Source organism: Halomonas sp. ABH4_019, from assembly GCF_056159885.1.
On sequence record NZ_JBSWWC010000003.1, the window covers coordinates 177,312 to 192,372 of the forward strand.

Consider the following 15,061-nt stretch of genomic DNA (forward strand, 5'->3'; position numbering starts at 1 on the left):
GTCCTGGCAGGCTGGCATGCAACAAATGATGGCGCTGGCCCGAGGGTGGGGCCGCAGCGCGGGCCTGCTGGTCGGCCTGGGGCTGACGGGTCTCGTGCCGGCCCAGGCCGCCGCCGATGTCTGCGTCACCGACGACGCCGACCGTGAGGTCTGCCTGGAGGCGTCGGCGCGGCGCATCGTGGCGCTGTCCCCCGGCGTGACCGAGCTGCTGTTCGCCGCCGGCGCCGGCGAGCGGGTGGTGGGGGCGGTCAGCTTCAGCGACTACCCGCCGGAGGCCGAGTCGCTGCCTCGGGTGGGTAGCTACGACCGCCTCGATCTCGAGGCGCTGCTGGCCCTCGAGCCCGATCTGGTGGTGGCCTGGGCCGGGGGCAATCCCCGCGAGCAGATCGATCGCCTGCCGAGCCTCGGCCTGACGGTGTATTTCTCCGATGCCGAGGATTTCGCCGCCATCGCCGCGAGCCTGGAGCGTCTCGGGGCGCTGGCCGGCAGAGAGGCCGAGGGCCATGACGCGGCCGCGCGGCTGCGCGACCAGGTGGCTGAACTTCGACGCCGCTATGCCGACGCCGCCCCGGTGCCGGTCTTCTACCAGGTCTGGGAGCAGCCGCTGATGACCGTCAACGGCGAGCACTGGATCAGCCATGCCCTGGCGCTGTGCGGCGGCGAGAACCTGTTCGCCGACCAGGCGCCGCTGGTGCCGCGCATCGCCCGCGAGGCGGTGCTGGCTCGGGAGCCCGAGGTCATCGTCACCGGCGGCATGGGCAAGGCCGATTCCTCCTGGCTCGAGGCCTGGCGCGAGTTTTCGGAGCTTGCCGCGGTGGGGCGCGACAACCTGTTCTTCATCGACCCGGACCTGGTGCAGCGCGCCACGCCGCGGCTGGTCGAGGGCACTCGGGCGCTGTGCGCCCATCTGGAGACGGCCCGTGGGCGGCGCTAGGGCGTCTCGTCTCGCCCGGCGGCCGGGCGCGGGCGCGCTGGGGGGGCTGGCGCTGGCGGCGCTGCTTTCCCAGCTTTTGGCCCTGGCGCTGGGCAGCGTCTCCCTGAGCCCCGGCGAGCTGCTGTCGGTACTGGCCGGCGACGGCGAGGCCCTGCATCGCACCCTGGTGCTCGAACTCCGCCTGCCCCGGGCGCTGGCGGCGTTCGGCACCGGGGCGCTGCTGGCGGTGGCCGGGGCGCTGATGCAGATCCTGCTGCGCAATCCCTTGGCCGACCCCTATGTGCTGGGGCTCTCCGGCGGCGCCTCGGTGGCCGCACTGCTGGCCATGCTCGCCGGCCTGGGCGCTACCCTGGTCGGCGGCGCGGCCTTCGCGGGGGCGCTCGCCTCGACGCTGATCGTGTTCGGGCTGGCCCATGGCGGCGGCAGCTGGACGCCCACTCGGCTGCTGCTCACCGGGGTGGTGATGGCGTCCGGCTGGGGAGCGCTGATCACCTTCCTGCTGGCGGTCAGCCCGGTGGAGCGCCTGCCCGGCATGCTCTACTGGCTGATGGGCGACCTCGCCTACGCGGGCAGTCCCTGGCCGGTGCTGGCGACGGCCGCCGCGGGCCTGGCCCTGGTGCTGCCGCTGGGGCGCACGCTCAACGTGCTGGCCCGGGGTGGATTGCAGGCCGCTGCCCTGGGCGTGGCGGTGCGGCCGCTGGAGTGGACCCTCTACCTGCTGGCGAGCTTCATCACCGCCATGGCGGTGACCACCGCCGGCAGCGTCGGCTTCGTCGGGCTGATGGTGCCGCACATGCTGCGCCTGCGCCTGGGCAACGACCAGCGCCTGATCCTGCCGGCCAGCCTGCTGGCCGGCGGCACCCTGCTGACCCTGGCCGACACCCTGGCGCGTACCCTGATCGCCCCGCAGCAGCTGCCGGTGGGCGTGATCACGGCGCTGATCGGGGTGCCGACCTTCCTCTACCTGTTGCAGCGGAGCCAACGATGACGGGCCCGGCGTCGAAGAGCCTGGAAGGAAAGGGCCTGGAAGCGAGAGGCCTGGTCATCGACGTGCCGGGGCGCCCGGACGGTCGGGCGCTCGATCTCGCCGTCGAACCCGGCCAGCGCTGGGGGGTGCTCGGGCCCAACGGCGCCGGCAAGACCACCCTGCTGCATACCCTGGCCGGACTGCGTCCGCCGCGGGCGGGGGAGGTGCGCCTCGACGGCCGGTCGCTGGCCCGCCGGCGGCGCCGCGAGCTGGCCCGACACCTTGGCGTGGTGTTCCAGGAACGCCACGACGACTTCCCGGCCACGGTGCGCGAGACCGCGCTGATCGGCCGCCATCCGTTCCTGTCGCCCTGGCGCCAGGAAGGGCCCGAGGACCACGCCCGGGCCGAGGCGGCACTCGAACGACTCGAGCTCTCGCACCTCGCCGAGCGCGAGCTCTCGACCCTCTCCGGCGGCGAGCGCCAGCGGATCAGCCTGGCCACGGTGCTGACCCAGTCGCCGCGCTTCTGGCTCGCCGACGAGCCCACCAACCACCTCGACCTTCATCATCAGGTGGCGATCATGACGCTGCTCGCGGAGCAGGCCGAGCGGGGGCGGGGCGTGATCATGTGCCTGCACGACCTCAATCTCGCCGCTCGCTGGTGCAGTCACCTGCTGCTGCTCTACCCAGACGGCGAGGCCTGCTGGGGCCCGGCCGAGGCCATGCTGGCGCCCGACGCCCTGGAGCGGCTCTACGATCAGCGGCTGACGTGCGTTGAGGTGGACGGGGCGCCGGTCTTCGTGCCGGCCCGCTGACTCAGTCCTTTTTCAGCTTCTTCAGCCGCTGTGCCGCGCGCTGGTTGGTCTGCATGCGCTCCGGACGCTTCATCGACTGCCAGCGGGTGATCTCCTCGGTGGTGCGGCCGCACCCCACGCAAAGCCCGCCCTTCAGCTGGCAGATCGAGACGCAGGAGCTGTCGATGCGCTTGGCCATATCAGTGGCGCTCCATTACGGACAGCCGACGCTCCCAGTCGCCGCCGTGCACGCGGCGGCACTCCTCCTCGCTGTCGGCGTCCAGGTGGGCGTCGATGTTCCCGACCTCCACGTTCGCCTCGAACAGCGCGGCCTCGGTGAGCTCGCGCATGCGACGGCGGCCGTCGCCCTTGAGGTCGCGGGCCAGGTCGTCCTGGGTCTCGAACACCCAGACCACCCGCAGGCTGTCGGGGAAGCGGCGATAGTCCACCCGATGGGTCAGCCAGGCGAAGCCCGGCAGCAGCGGCTTGGCGGCCTCGCAGGCGTCGGTCAGGGCGCGGGTCAGCCGGCGTTCCATCTGCCGACTGGCTTTCTTGTCGAGCATATGCAGGTTCTCGCCTGTGGTCTTGGTGGTTGGGAGACTATAGCGAATAGCGAAAGCGCAGGACGCTGCGACCGTCCTCGGGATCGTCGAGCAGGTCGGCGTGCACGCCGAAGGTATGGCGCAGCCGTTCGACGGTCAGCACCTCCCGGGGCGGACCGACGGCGATCAGGCGTCCTCCGTCCATCACCGCGATGCGATCGCAGTCCATGGCCTGGTTGAGATCGTGCAGGGCGATCACCACGGTGATCGGCAACTGCCCGACCAGGCGCAGGATCGACAGCTGGTGGCGGATGTCCAGGTGGTTGCTGGGTTCGTCGAGCAGCAGGACGCTGGGGTGCTGGGCCAGGGCGCGGGCGATGTGCACGCGCTGGCGCTCGCCGCCGGAGAGGGTGTGCCACAGGCGATCCGCCAGGGGGCGCATGCCGACGGCGTCGAGGGCGTGCGCCACGGCGGCGTCGTCCCGATCGGACCAGGCGCGCAGCGGCGAGAGAAACGGGGTGCGCCCCAGGGCGACCGCCTGATGGACCTGGATACGCTCGAAGGTATCCGCCTGCTGCTCGACGAAGGCGATGGCGCGGGCGATGTCACGCTGCGGCATCCCCGCCATGGGGCGGTCGTCCATCAGCACGCGGCCGACTTTCGGCCGGCGCAATCCGGCCAGCAGGCGCATCAGGGTGGTCTTGCCCGACCCGTTCGGCCCGATCAGGCCGAAGGTCTCGCCCGCTTCCACCGTCAGGCTGACGTCGTCCAGCAGCCTGTGGCCATGCACCGTCCAGTCGATCCGTTCCGCTGTCAGTCTCATCTTGCCCTCGTGCCACGAACCAGGATCACGGCGAACGCCGGGGCGCCGATCAGCGCCGTGACCACGCCGATCGGCAGCACCTGGCCGGCCACCAGAATGCGCGAGAGGATGTCCGAGCCGATCAGGAAGACGGCGCCGGCCAGGGCCGAGGCCGGCACCAGCCGGGTATGGCGGCTGCCGACCAGAAAGCGCATGGCATGGGGAATCACCAGCCCCACGAAGCCGATGGCGCCGACCCTGGACACCATCACGGCGGTCACCAGCGCCATGGCGGCGATCAGCACGCCACGCACTCGGCGTACCGGAATGCCCAGCGAGGCGGCGCTGTCGGCGCCGAAGGTGAAGGCGTCCAGGGCGCGACGGTGCCACAGGCAGACCGCCAGGCCGGCCAGGGTCACGGGCAGCCCCAGGATCACATCGTCCCAGCGCACGCCGGAGAGATTGCCCATCAGCCAGAACATGATGCCGCGGGCCTGCTCGGCGCTCGCCGACTTGGCGATGATGAAGGCGGTGAGGGCGTTGAACAGCTGCGAGCCGGCGATGCCGGCCAGGATGATGGCGCCGGCGGCCTGGGTCGCGCGTCCGCCCCCCATGCCGCTGCCGGCGACATGGGCGAGCGTGACCACCAGGGCGAAGGCCAGGCCTGCCCCGGCGAAGGCGCCGAGCGACAGCGTCAGGGCGCCGGCACCGACGCCGAGGATGGCCACCGACACGGCGCCGGTGGAGGCGCCGGCGGAAATCCCCATCAGGAAGGGATCGGCGAGGGGATTGCGCAGCAGCGCCTGCAGGACGACCCCGGCGAGCGCCAGGCCGGCGCCGCAGCAGGCCGCGAGGATCGCCCGGCTCAGGCGATATTCCCAGACGATACCCGCGTCGATGCGGTCCACCGCGAAGGCCGTGCCGCCGAGATGGTTGGCCAGCACCTTGAGGATGGTGTCCAGCGGAATCGCGGTCTCGCCGATGGCGGTGCCGGCCATCACCGCGGCGAACAGCACCAGGGGCGCCATCCAGCCCCAGTGACAGGCGGAGCGGGACGGCTGCACCGCGGCCATGGCAGGGCGCGATAGTCGAACGGTGTCGCTCATCGCGCGAAGGACATTCCGGACAGGGCATCCACCAGCGTTTCGAGGCCGTAGATCGTGCGCATCGTCGCGCTCATCGCATGGGCATCCATTTCGATGATGTGGCCGTTCTGCACCGCCGACATTTTCCGAGCCACGGGGTCCTGGTGGAGGAACGCGAGCTTGGCCTGGACGCTGTCGGCGGCATAGCGGCGACGATCCATGCGGGCTACCACGATGACATCGGGATCGGCCTGGGCGATGGTTTCCCAGCCGACCACCGGCCATTCCTCATCGGACTGAATGACGTTGTCGATGCCGAGCTTGTCCATCATGTAGCCCGGGGCGCCGAGCCGTCCGGCCACGTAGGGGGCCACCGACTCGTCGGGCGAAGAGAACCAGAAGACCGCCGACAGATCGTCCGGAAGCTCGAGATTTTCGGCCTCTTCAATGGCCGCATTCTCGCGGCGTTGCAGGTCGGCCACCAGGGCTTCCCCGGTGTCCTGAACGTCGAAAATGCTGGCCAGTTCGGCGATCCCCTTGTAGACGGATTCCGGGGAAAAAGCGGCGATGCGCGTGCCGTCGCCGCCGGTGGAATTGTCCTTGGTATCGCAGTCGGCGGGCATGATGTAGGTATGGATGCCCAGCTCATGGAGCTGGTCGCGGGTGGCCACGCTGCCGGTGGGGCCGATGTGCCACTCGTACTGGGCGGCGACGAGGCGAGGCTTCTTGTTCACCACGGCCTCGAAGCTCGGGTCATTGTCGGCGATACGCTCGATATCGGCGTTGACCTCCTCGAACTGCGGTAACACTGGAGTGAACCATACCGAGGTGCCTTCGACCCGCTCGGCGAGCCCAAGGGCGTAGAGCGTTTCGGTCGCCGACTGGCCGACCGTGACCGCGCTTTCGGGGGCGGCTTCGAAGCGCAGATCGGTGCCGCAGTTGCTCAGGGTCAGCGGATAGGAGGTGGCATCGGCCATGGCGAAGGTGCCGGGTAAAAGGGCCAGGGCTGCCAGCATGTGGCGGGTGTGTTTCATGGGTAGTGGTCCATTTTTTTAGATGCTTTGAAGGTGATTTTCTGGAGAATTTTTTAGTGACTTAAGGGTGTCTTTAGGCCGTGTTTTTTCATCCTTTGTTCCGCGGGAAGCGGCTGTTGATGTCGAGTTTTCGGTAGGCGGGGCTCGAAAGGCGAGCATCATGGATCAAGGCGACGAAGAAAAACAAGTCCCGAATTTTCCGGGAAGCGATCGCGGCTCACCCATGGAAAGCGCGCGTGGAGGGATGCCTCGGTGGGCCACGATGGCGCCCGGTCTAGCGATATTTTCGCCACCCGTAGGCGCGCGGCGGATTGCGCTCGTGTCGGCAGTTACTTAGGATATTCGGTTCGGAGACAGGTGCCCCTGCCATGCTGGTAGGGGATAATCGGGAAGTCTGGTGAGGCCACGGCCGATCCCAGCGCTGCCCCCGCAACGGTAATGAAGCGCGATCCGCGATGACCACTGGCGACCCGCCGGGAAGGTGCGGATCACGGCACCACACCCAGGGCCATGACCCGGTGAGTGCCCCCTTCTGAGCCCGGAGACCGGCCTGTCACGTCGAGTCATTCCATGCCGGTGCGGTGGGCACCGAGAGGATTAACATGCCTGTGTTTCCCGATGCCTCCTTCCGGCGGCGTCTCCGCCGTCGCGTTCTCGTCGCGCCTGCCCGATGCCGGGTGGCGATGCCATGAGCGCCGTGCCCGAATTCCCCTTCGTCGCCGTCGTCGGCCAGCCGGCGCTCAAGACCGCGCTGCTGCTCAACGTCATCGAGCCGCGCATCGGCGGCGTGCTGGTCAGCGGCCCCAGGGGCAGCGCCAAGTCGACCCTGGCCCGGGCGCTGGCGGCGATCCTTCCCGACGACGTCGAGGGGCGGCGACCGTCGCTGGTGCCCCTGCCGCTGGGCGCCAGCGAGGAGCGCCTGACTGGCAGCCTGGACCTGCAGCGGGTGCTCGCCGACGGCGAGGCGCGCTTCCAGCCAGGCCTGCTGGCCCGCGCCCACGGCGGGCTGCTGTACGTCGACGAGGTCAACCTGCTGCCGGATGCGCTGGTCGACCTGCTGCTCGACGTGGCCGCCAGCGGCGTCAACCGGGTCGAGCGCGACGGCCTTAGCCATGCCCACCCGGCGCGCTTCAGCCTGATCGGCACCATGAATCCCGACGAGGGCGAGCTGCGCCCGCAGCTGCTCGACCGCTTCGGCCTGTGCGTCGAACAGGCGGCGAGCCCCGGCGTGGCCGAGCGGGTGGCGATCCTGCGCCAGCGCGAGGCCTTCGACCGCGATCCGCGCGCCTTCGTCGATGGCCACCAGGCCGAGCAGGCGGCGCTGACCCGGCGCCTGGCCGAGGCCCGCGAGCGGCTGGGCGGGATCACGGCCGAGCCCTGGGTCTACGAGCATATCGCCGCGGGCAGCGAGGCCGCCGGCGTCGAGGGGCTGCGCGCCGACGTCACCTGGCACCGCGCCGCCCGGGCCCATGCGGCCTGGCGCGGCGCGGCGCGCGTCGAGCGTGAGGACCTGGACGTCGTCGAGCCCTGGGTGCTGGCCCACCGCCGCACCGTCGCCCCCGACGACGATGGCAGCGGCTCCGGCTCGGGTGCCGGTGGCAACGGGCCCGGTGGGCGTGTGGCGAGCGGCGACGATTCACGCCAGCCGGTCTCCGACGACGCCCGGGCCCCCGGGGCCGATGCACGGCCCCAGGGTCAGTGGGGCGCCATGCCCCCGGTGGCGCAGCCGAGCGTGGCGACGCCGATGCCGTCGCTGCCCAGGGCCACCGCCGCGCCAGCGAAGACAACGACGGCCTCGGCCGCGTCGAGCCGGCGCCCCGGTCGTCAGGCGGGCCGCCGCCGAGATCGTCGCCTGAATCGCCGACAGAGTGAGTCGGCGGATACCGCGCCGCGCCCGGACTGGTTCGCCACCCTGGTCGAGCATCGCGGCCGCCGCCCCTGGCATCGCCTGTGCTATCGCCGCCCGCGCAGCGGCCAGCCGATGCTGCACCTGGTGCTGCTGGACACCTCCGCCTCGACCCTCGGCCGGCGCCTGCTGGGCCGGGCCAAGGGCGCGGTCGATGCGCTGGCGCGCCGGGCCTACGCCGCCCGCGAGCAGATCGCGGTGCTGGGCTTCGGCAACGACGGCATCGAGACTCTCCAGCCCCGGCGCCGCGCGCCCAAGGACCTGCTCGAACGGCTCGATGCCGTGCCCGGCGGCGGCGGCACGCCGCTGCGCGAAGCCGTGCGCCACGCCGCCCGGCTGGTGCGCCGCTGGCGTCGCCAGAACGCCGGCCTGCAGGTGCGCACCTACCTGATCACCGACGGCCGCACCCGCCAGCCGCTCGGCGGCCTGCCGCCGCTCGGCGACTGCGTGGTCGTCGACACCGAATCCGCCGCCGTGAAGCGCGGCCGCGGCCGCGACATCGCCCGGGCGCTGGGCGCCGATTACCGGCCGCTGGCCGGCCTGGAGGCTGGGGGTTGGGCATCGACATGAACGTCAAGGAAGCGAACGCGATGCGCGAACACGACGCCGTGAGCTGCCCGGCGGTGTTCGTCGCCGCACCGGCCTCGGGCCAGGGCAAGACCACCGTGACCGCGGCGCTGGCGCGGATGCTGCGCCGCCAGGGCAGGGTGGTGCGGGTGTTCAAGACCGGGCCGGACTACCTCGACCCGCGGGTGCTGGCCCAGGCCTCCGGCCAGCCGGTGGACCCGCTCGACCTGTGGATGGCCGGCGAGGCCTACTGCCGCCAGCGGCTGTTCGAGGCCGCCCGGGAAGCCGACCTGATCCTGGTCGAGGGCGCCATGGGGCTGTTCGACGGCGAGCCCTCCAGCGCCGATTTGGCCGCGCTGTTCGGGCTGCCGATGGTGATCGTGATGGACGTCAAGGGCATGGCCCAGACCGCGGCGGCGCTGGTGGCCGGGCTGGCCGGCTTCCGCGACGACGTGCGCATCGCCGGGCTGATCGCCAACGCCTGCGGCTCGGCCCGCCATCGCGAGCTGATCGAGGGCGCGCTGCCGGAGAGCGTGCCGCTGCTGGCGGCGGTGCCCCGTGACCCGGCCCTGGCGCTGCCCGAGCGCCACCTGGGGCTGGTCCAGGCCGAGGAGATCCGCGACGACCTGGAGGCGCGCTTCGACGCCGGCGCCGAGGCGCTCGCCGCCGAGGGCCTGGCAGAAGCCCTGCTGGCGCTGCCACCGGTGACCTTTGCCCCGGCACCCATCGAGGCCTCCGCGCCGCCGGCCTGGCTGGCCGGTCGCACCATCGCCGTGGCCCGGGACGCCGCCTTCAGCTTCATTTATCAGGCCAACCTGGACCTGCTCGAGCGCCTGGGCGCGACGCTGCGATTCTTCTCGCCGCTGACCGATACGACCCTGCCGGCCTGCGACGCCCTGTGGCTGCCGGGCGGCTACCCGGAGCTGCACGCCGAAGGCCTGGCCGCCAACCTCGCGCTGCGCGACGACCTCCGGCGGGCCTTCGAGGACGATCTGCCGATCCTCGCCGAGTGCGGCGGGCTGCTCTACTGCCTGGAGACCCTGACCGATCAGGACGGCGAGACCCACGCCATGCTGGGCCTACTGCCCGGTGCCGGCGCCATGCGCGGGCGCCGCGGCTGCCAGGGGATGCAGACCGCCGAGCTGCCCGAAGGGCCGGTGCGCGGCCACGCCCATCATCGCTCCCAGGCCAGCGGCACCCCTGAGCCCATCGCCTTTGGTCGCCGCCAGCGCCATCCCGCGCCGGGCGAGGCGATCTATCGCGAACGCGGCCTGACGGCGTCCTACCTGCACCTGTTCTTCCCCGACAACCCCGCCGCCGTGGCCCGCCTGTTCGGTGCGGACGCGGTCGAGGCCGATCTCGCTCACACCTCCGACCAGAACTTCGACAAGCCCAAGGAATGCCACGCATGAAACTCGACAAGATTCCCGCCACGGTGGTGACCGGCTTCCTCGGCAGCGGCAAGACCACGCTGCTGGCCGGCATCCTGCGCCGCATCACCGGCAAGCGCATCGCCGTGATCGTCAACGAATTCGGCGAGCAGGACATCGACTCCAGCCTGCTGCGCGGCTGCGCCATCGGCTGTGACGATGAGGGGGCGGTCGCGCTGGACGAGGACGGCGGCATCTATGAGCTGGCCAACGGCTGCATCTGCTGCACGGTGGAGGAGGAGTTCCTGCCGGTGATGAAGAAGCTGGTGGCCCGCCGCGACGACATCGACCACATCCTGATCGAGACCAGCGGCCTGGCGCTGCCCAAGCCGCTGGTGCAGGCCTTCAACTGGCCGGAGGTGCGCCAGCACTGCACCGTCGATGCCATCATCACCGTGGTCGACGGCCCGGCCGTGGCCGCCGGCCGCTACGCCAGCGACGTCGAGCGGGTCGAGGCCCAGCGTCGCGCCGACGACAGCCTGGATCACGATCCCAGCCTGCGCGAGCTGCTGGACGACCAGCTGAGCGCCGCCGACCTGGTGCTGGTCAGCAAGAGCGACCTGCTCGCCGAGGACGAGCGCGCGCGGGTCGAGGCGCTGGTGGCCGACAAGGTCCCCGGGTCCGTGAAGACGCTCTATATCGATCCGAGCCTGGCCGACGATCCGGTGCGCCTGGAGGCGCTGATGGGCATCGGCGCGGCGAGCGAGGAGGGCATCGACCGCATCGACAACCACCACGACCGCCACCACGCCGAGGGCGCCCATCACGACCACGCCCACGATCACTTCGACGGCCTGGTGATCCGCCTGGGCGAGGTCGACGCCGAGGCGCTGGAGGCGCGCCTGGCCGCGCTGCTGAAAGAACACCAGATCTATCGCGCCAAGGGCTTCGCGGCGATTCCCGGCAAGCCCATGCGCCGGGTGATCCAGGCCGTGGGCGAACGGCTGGACGGCTACTTTGACCGGCTGTGGGCGCTAGGCGAGCCGCGTCACACCGAGCTGGTCATCATCGGCCGGCACCTGGATCGCGAGGTGCTGGAGGCGGCGCTGGCCGGTGCCGAGAGCGCGACGCCCGCCTGATGCACCTGTTCGCCGCCAAGCCGGGAGGCTTCGTCGACGACGAGGGCATCGTCGACCTGCAGCAGACGCCCGCCGAGGTCGTGATCCTGTCGGCCGCCGACAGCAGCCTGTCGGCGTTGGCCCAGGCGGTCGAGCGCCTGGGCGACGCCTATCCCTCGGTGCGCCTCGCCAACTGGATGAACCTGGTCAAGCCGGCCGCCTTTGATCTCTACGAGGATCGGGTGCTGGACCACGCGCGGCTGGTGATCGTCTCGCTGCTCGGCGGCAGCGCCTACTGGCAGTACGGCGTCGATCGCCTGCGGGCCTGGGCGGCGGCGGACCCGACGCGGCGGCTGATCCTGGTGCCGGGCTGCGACGCTCCCGACGATGCCCTGCTGGAGGCCTCCAGCGTGCCGGTCGAGTCGGCCCGTCGGGTATGGCGCTACCTGCGCGAGGGCGGCGCCGACAACGCCGAGCAGCTGCTGCGCTTCGTCGGCGCGGAATATCTGGGCCTGGAACAGAGCGCGGCGGCGCCGCTCGACTGGCGCGAACCGCGGGCGATTCCCCCAGCTTTAGTCTATTTGCCGAGGCAACCCGAGGCGTCGCTGGCGGACTGGGAGGCGCAGCGCGATCCCGCACACCCCGTCTGCCTGCTGCTGTTCTATCGCAGCCATCTGCAGGGGGCGAACACCGCGGTGCTGGACGGCCTGATCGCGGCGCTCGAGGCCGAGGGCCTGGCGCCGCTGGCGGTGGCGGTGGCCTCGCTGAAGGAAGACGCCTGCGTCGCCTTCGTCGATCACCTGATCGAGCGCACCGGCGCCGGCCTGGTGGTCAACACCACCGGCTTCTCGGTCAACCGCGAGCCCGACGAGGGCGAGGTCGCCGGTGGTGCGTTCGGCGACGACGGGGATGACGCGGCGGGCCCGTTCGCCGGCCGCCCGGTGGTGCTGCAGGCGATACTGGCCAGCAGCCCCGAGGACGACTGGCGCGACAAGGCCGCCGGCCTGCACAGCCGGGACGTGGCCATGCAGGTGGTGCTGCCGGAGATGGACGGACGCGTCATCACCCGGGCGGTGGGCTTCAAGGCCGAAGCCCACTACAGCGAGCGCTGCCAGCTGTCGGTGACCCGCCATGCGCCGCATCCCGAGCGCGCCGCCTTCGTCGCCGCATTGGCCCGGCGCTACGCGCGGCTGCGCCACACCGCCAACGCCGACAAGCGCCTGGCGCTGGTGCTGGCCAACTATCCGACCCGGGACGGCCGCATCGGCAACGGCGTCGGCCTCGACACCCCGGCCTCCGCCGTCAACCTGCTGCGCGCGCTGGAAGGGGCCGGCTATCCGCTGGCGGACCTGCCCGCGGACGGCGACGAGCTGATCCGGCGCCTCCAGGGCAGCGTGACCAACGATCCGCAGTCGCTTGCCTGGCGCGGCAGCTGGCAGAGCCTCGGCGTCGACGACTACCTGGCCTGGTTCCGCACCCTGCCGGATGCGCTTCAGGAGGCGGTCTGGCGGCGCTGGGGCGCCCCCGAGGACGATCCCAAGCACCGCCAGGGTCGGCTGCTGATCGCCGGCATCCGCCTCGGCGAGACCTTCGTCGGCATCCAGCCGGCACGCGACATCGATGCCGGTCCGGACGCCGACCCGGTCAAGAGCTACCACGACACCGAGCTGGTGCCGCCCCACAGCTACCTGGCCTTCTACCTGTGGCTGCGCGAGCACTACCGGGTGGACGCGGTGATCCATGTCGGCAAGCACGGCAACCTGGAGTGGCTGCCCGGCAAGAGCACGGCGCTCTCGGCCGAGTGCTGGCCGGACGTGGCGCTGGGGCCGCTGCCGCATTTCTATCCCTTCATCGTCAACGACCCGGGCGAGGGCGCCCAGGCCAAGCGCCGCAGCCAGGCGGTGATCATCGATCACCTGATGCCGCCGCTGGCCCGGGCCGAGCTCTACGGCGAGCTGGCCGAACTCGAGTCGCTGACCGACGAGTACTACCAGGCGCTGGGCATGGACCCGCGCCGCGAGGCGCTGCTGCGCGAGCGCATCCTCGAGCACCTGAAGCGCACCGGCATCGACGCCGAGCTGAAGCCGTCGGCGAGCGAGGGAGATGACGCCGGCCAGGGCGACGACGAGCGCCTGCTCAACGAGCTCGACACCTTCCTCTGCGATATCAAGGAAGCCCAGATCCGCCACGGCCTGCACGTGCTCGGCACCCTGCCACCGGCGGAAAAGCGGGCCGCGACCCTGGTCGCGATCCTGCGGCTGCCGCGAGGCGATAAGCCGACGCAGCAGGGCCTGCTGCACGCCCTGGCCGACGACCTGGGCCTGCGCGAGCCGGGTGTCACGGGTCAGGAGGGCACGCGTTTCGATCCGCTGGCGGCCGGCGACGAGCCCTGGACGGGGCCGAGGCCGGCGGCCTTGAGTGAGTTGGCCGAGCTGGAGGGCTCGCCCTGGCGCAGCGCCGCCGACACCCGCGAGCGCCTGGAAACACTCGCCGAGCGGCTGGTCGAAGGCCATGTGCTGGAAGACGGCGATCTCGAGGCGCTGGCCCGCGACTGGCCGGCCACCGCGGCGCTGTGTCGCCACGCCCGTGACGGCCTCTGGGCCGCCATGTGCCACGGTGCCGAGCGCGAGATCGGCGCGCTGCTCGACGGGCTCGACGGCCTCGCCGTGCCGCCGGGGCCGAGCGGGGCGCCCAGCCGCGGCCGGCTCGACGTGCTGCCCACCGGGCGCAACTTCTTCAGCGTCGACAATCGCGCCGTGCCGTCGCCCGCCGCCTGGTCGCTGGGCGAGGCCTCGGCCCAGGCGTTCGTCGAGCGCTACCTGCAGGATCACGGCGACTATCCGCGTCGGCTGGGGCTGTCGATCTGGGGCACCGCCACCATGCGCACCGGCGGCGACGACATCGCCCAGGCCCTGGCGCTGATGGGCGTGCGGCCGATCTGGTCGCTGGGCTCCCGGCGGGTGGTCGACGTGGAGGTCATCCCCAGCATGCTGCTGGGCCGGCCGCGGGTGGACGTCACCCTGCGGGTGTCCGGCTTCTTCCGCGACGCCTTCCCCCACGTCATCAAGCTGTTCGACGCCGCGGTGCGGGCGGTGGCCGACTATCACGAGCCGGGCACTAGCAACACCATCCGCGCCGCGGTCGAGGCGCGCCGCGGCGAGCTGGAGGCCGCCGGGCTCTCGCCCGAGGCGGCCGAGCGGGAGGCGGGCTTCCGGGTGTTCGGCAGCAAGCCCGGCGAGTACGGCACCGGCCTGGATCGGCTGGTCGATTCGAGTGCCTGGGACGACGCCGACGAGCTGGCCGAGGCCTATGTCGCGGCCGGCGCCTACGCCTACGGCCAGTTCCCCGATTCCGGCGCCGGGGCGCGCCGCGCCTTCGCGCATCGGCTCGAGGGGCTGCAGGCGGTGCTGCACAACCAGGACAACCGCGAGCACGACATCCTCGACTCCAGCACCTACTACGCCTTCCAGGGCGGCATGGCCAACGCCGGCCGCGCCCTCGGCGGCGAGGCGCCGGCCGTCTACCACGCCGACCACGCCAACCCGGCGCGGCCGCGCATCCGCACCCTGCAGGAGGAGATCACGCGGGTGGTGCGCTCCCGGGTGCTCAATCCCAAGTGGATCGAGGCCATGCGCGAGCACGGCTACAAGGGCGCCTTCGAGATGGCCGCCAGCGTGGACTATCTGTTCGCCTATGACGCCACTACCGACCTGGTGCCCGACCACCAGTTTGCCCAGGTGAGCGATGCCCTGGTGTTCGACGACGCCAACCAGCGCTTCCTGCGCGAGCACAACGCCGCGGCGCTGGAAGAGATGGCCGAGCGGCTGCTCGAGGCCGTCCAACGCGGCCTGTGGGAAGACGCCGGCGAGCGCGGCGACGCCCTGCAGGACCTGCTGCTCGAGTTCGACGAGCGACGGGAGGGCATGTCTTGAAAACAAAGAG

Annotated in this window: 12 protein-coding genes and 1 riboswitch; of the genes, 7 read left to right on the forward strand and 5 right to left on the reverse strand. The window is 71.5% G+C overall.

Translation table 11 applies throughout. From position 1 onward, the window contains the following. Positions 1–16 precede the first annotated feature (16 nt). From ACXAFN_RS13170 to ACXAFN_RS13180, 3 genes are read left to right on the forward strand one after another with little or no spacing between them, the layout of a single operon-like run. Positions 17–934, forward strand: a complete 918-nt coding sequence (locus ACXAFN_RS13170) for a cobalamin-binding protein (protein WP_474989260.1) — start codon at positions 17–19, stop codon at positions 932–934. Continuing rightward, positions 921–1,922, forward strand: coding sequence for a FecCD family ABC transporter permease (locus ACXAFN_RS13175; protein WP_474989261.1), 1,002 nt, complete (start codon positions 921–923; stop codon positions 1,920–1,922). The genes ACXAFN_RS13170 and ACXAFN_RS13175 overlap by 14 nt, the downstream gene beginning before the upstream one ends. Further along, positions 1,919–2,716 carry an ABC transporter ATP-binding protein gene (locus ACXAFN_RS13180; RefSeq protein ID WP_474989262.1) on the forward strand — a complete coding sequence of 266 codons (798 nt, stop codon included), beginning with the start codon at positions 1,919–1,921 and terminating at the stop codon, positions 2,714–2,716. Before ACXAFN_RS13175 ends, ACXAFN_RS13180 begins: the two co-directional genes overlap by 4 nt. A gap of 1 nt (position 2,717) precedes the next feature. On the opposite strand, the gene ACXAFN_RS13185 is transcribed toward ACXAFN_RS13180, so the two are convergent. The 5 genes from ACXAFN_RS13185 to ACXAFN_RS13205 are packed head-to-tail and all read right to left on the reverse strand — an operon-like array spanning position 2,718 to position 6,158. Continuing rightward, the gene (locus tag ACXAFN_RS13185) at positions 2,718–2,894 is read right to left on the reverse strand and encodes a DUF1289 domain-containing protein (protein ID WP_474989263.1); all 177 of its coding nucleotides are present in this window, start codon (positions 2,892–2,894) and stop codon (positions 2,718–2,720) included. Position 2,895: 1 nt separating this feature from the next. Next, positions 2,896–3,258 carry a hypothetical protein gene (locus tag ACXAFN_RS13190; RefSeq protein ID WP_474989264.1) on the reverse strand — a complete coding sequence of 121 codons (363 nt, stop codon included), beginning with the start codon at positions 3,256–3,258 and terminating at the stop codon, positions 2,896–2,898. Positions 3,259–3,295: 37 nt separating this feature from the next. Further along, positions 3,296–4,060: an ABC transporter ATP-binding protein gene (locus ACXAFN_RS13195; protein WP_474989265.1), complete on the reverse strand. Its 765-nt coding sequence runs from the start codon at positions 4,058–4,060 to the stop codon at positions 3,296–3,298. Continuing rightward, the gene (locus ACXAFN_RS13200; RefSeq protein ID WP_474990150.1) at positions 4,057–5,112 is read right to left on the reverse strand and encodes a FecCD family ABC transporter permease; all 1,056 of its coding nucleotides are present in this window, start codon (positions 5,110–5,112) and stop codon (positions 4,057–4,059) included. Before ACXAFN_RS13200 ends, ACXAFN_RS13195 begins: the two co-directional genes overlap by 4 nt. Positions 5,113–5,141: 29 nt before the next feature. Beyond that, a complete protein-coding gene (locus ACXAFN_RS13205) occupies positions 5,142–6,158 on the reverse strand; it encodes an ABC transporter substrate-binding protein (RefSeq protein ID WP_474989266.1) in 1,017 nt (338 codons plus the stop codon). A 338-nt stretch (positions 6,159–6,496) separates the two neighbouring features. Next, positions 6,497–6,726, forward strand: a riboswitch (cobalamin riboswitch). Between the two features lie 120 nt (positions 6,727–6,846). Between ACXAFN_RS13205 and ACXAFN_RS13210 the strand changes: the two genes are divergently transcribed. From ACXAFN_RS13210 to cobN, 4 genes are read left to right on the forward strand one after another with little or no spacing between them, the layout of a single operon-like run. Continuing rightward, positions 6,847–8,634: an AAA family ATPase gene (locus ACXAFN_RS13210; RefSeq protein WP_474989267.1), complete on the forward strand. Its 1,788-nt coding sequence runs from the start codon at positions 6,847–6,849 to the stop codon at positions 8,632–8,634. A gap of 20 nt (positions 8,635–8,654) precedes the next feature. Beyond that, a complete protein-coding gene (locus ACXAFN_RS13215) occupies positions 8,655–10,043 on the forward strand; it encodes a cobyrinate a,c-diamide synthase (protein ID WP_474989268.1) in 1,389 nt (462 codons plus the stop codon). Beyond that, complete coding sequence (gene cobW, locus ACXAFN_RS13220) at positions 10,040–11,140, forward strand: cobalamin biosynthesis protein CobW (RefSeq protein WP_474989269.1); 1,101 nt, start codon at positions 10,040–10,042, stop codon at positions 11,138–11,140. The genes ACXAFN_RS13215 and cobW overlap by 4 nt, the downstream gene beginning before the upstream one ends. Continuing rightward, complete coding sequence (gene cobN, locus ACXAFN_RS13225) at positions 11,140–15,051, forward strand: cobaltochelatase subunit CobN (protein ID WP_474989270.1); 3,912 nt, start codon at positions 11,140–11,142, stop codon at positions 15,049–15,051. Before cobW ends, cobN begins: the two co-directional genes overlap by 1 nt. The last annotated feature ends 10 nt before the right edge of the window (positions 15,052–15,061 follow it).

What these genes read in the sequence shown, in the direction of transcription:
- ACXAFN_RS13170 (WP_474989260.1), top strand. Translation starts at nt 17, where the DNA reads ATGCAACAAATGATGGCGCTGGCCCGAGGGTGGGGCCGCAGCGCGGGC.
- ACXAFN_RS13180 (WP_474989262.1), top strand. Translation starts at nt 1,919, where the DNA reads ATGACGGGCCCGGCGTCGAAGAGCCTGGAAGGAAAGGGCCTGGAAGCG.
- ACXAFN_RS13185 (WP_474989263.1), bottom strand. Translation starts at nt 2,894, where the DNA reads ATGGCCAAGCGCATCGACAGCTCCTGCGTCTCGATCTGCCAGCTGAAG.
- ACXAFN_RS13190 (WP_474989264.1), bottom strand. Translation starts at nt 3,258, where the DNA reads ATGCTCGACAAGAAAGCCAGTCGGCAGATGGAACGCCGGCTGACCCGC.
- ACXAFN_RS13195 (WP_474989265.1), bottom strand. Translation starts at nt 4,060, where the DNA reads ATGAGACTGACAGCGGAACGGATCGACTGGACGGTGCATGGCCACAGG.
- ACXAFN_RS13200 (WP_474990150.1), bottom strand. Translation starts at nt 5,112, where the DNA reads ATGGCCGCGGTGCAGCCGTCCCGCTCCGCCTGTCACTGGGGCTGGATG.
- ACXAFN_RS13205 (WP_474989266.1), bottom strand. Translation starts at nt 6,158, where the DNA reads ATGAAACACACCCGCCACATGCTGGCAGCCCTGGCCCTTTTACCCGGC.
- ACXAFN_RS13210 (WP_474989267.1), top strand. Translation starts at nt 6,847, where the DNA reads ATGAGCGCCGTGCCCGAATTCCCCTTCGTCGCCGTCGTCGGCCAGCCG.
- ACXAFN_RS13215 (WP_474989268.1), top strand. Translation starts at nt 8,655, where the DNA reads ATGCGCGAACACGACGCCGTGAGCTGCCCGGCGGTGTTCGTCGCCGCA.
- cobW (WP_474989269.1), top strand. Translation starts at nt 10,040, where the DNA reads ATGAAACTCGACAAGATTCCCGCCACGGTGGTGACCGGCTTCCTCGGC.
- cobN (WP_474989270.1), top strand. Translation starts at nt 11,140, where the DNA reads ATGCACCTGTTCGCCGCCAAGCCGGGAGGCTTCGTCGACGACGAGGGC.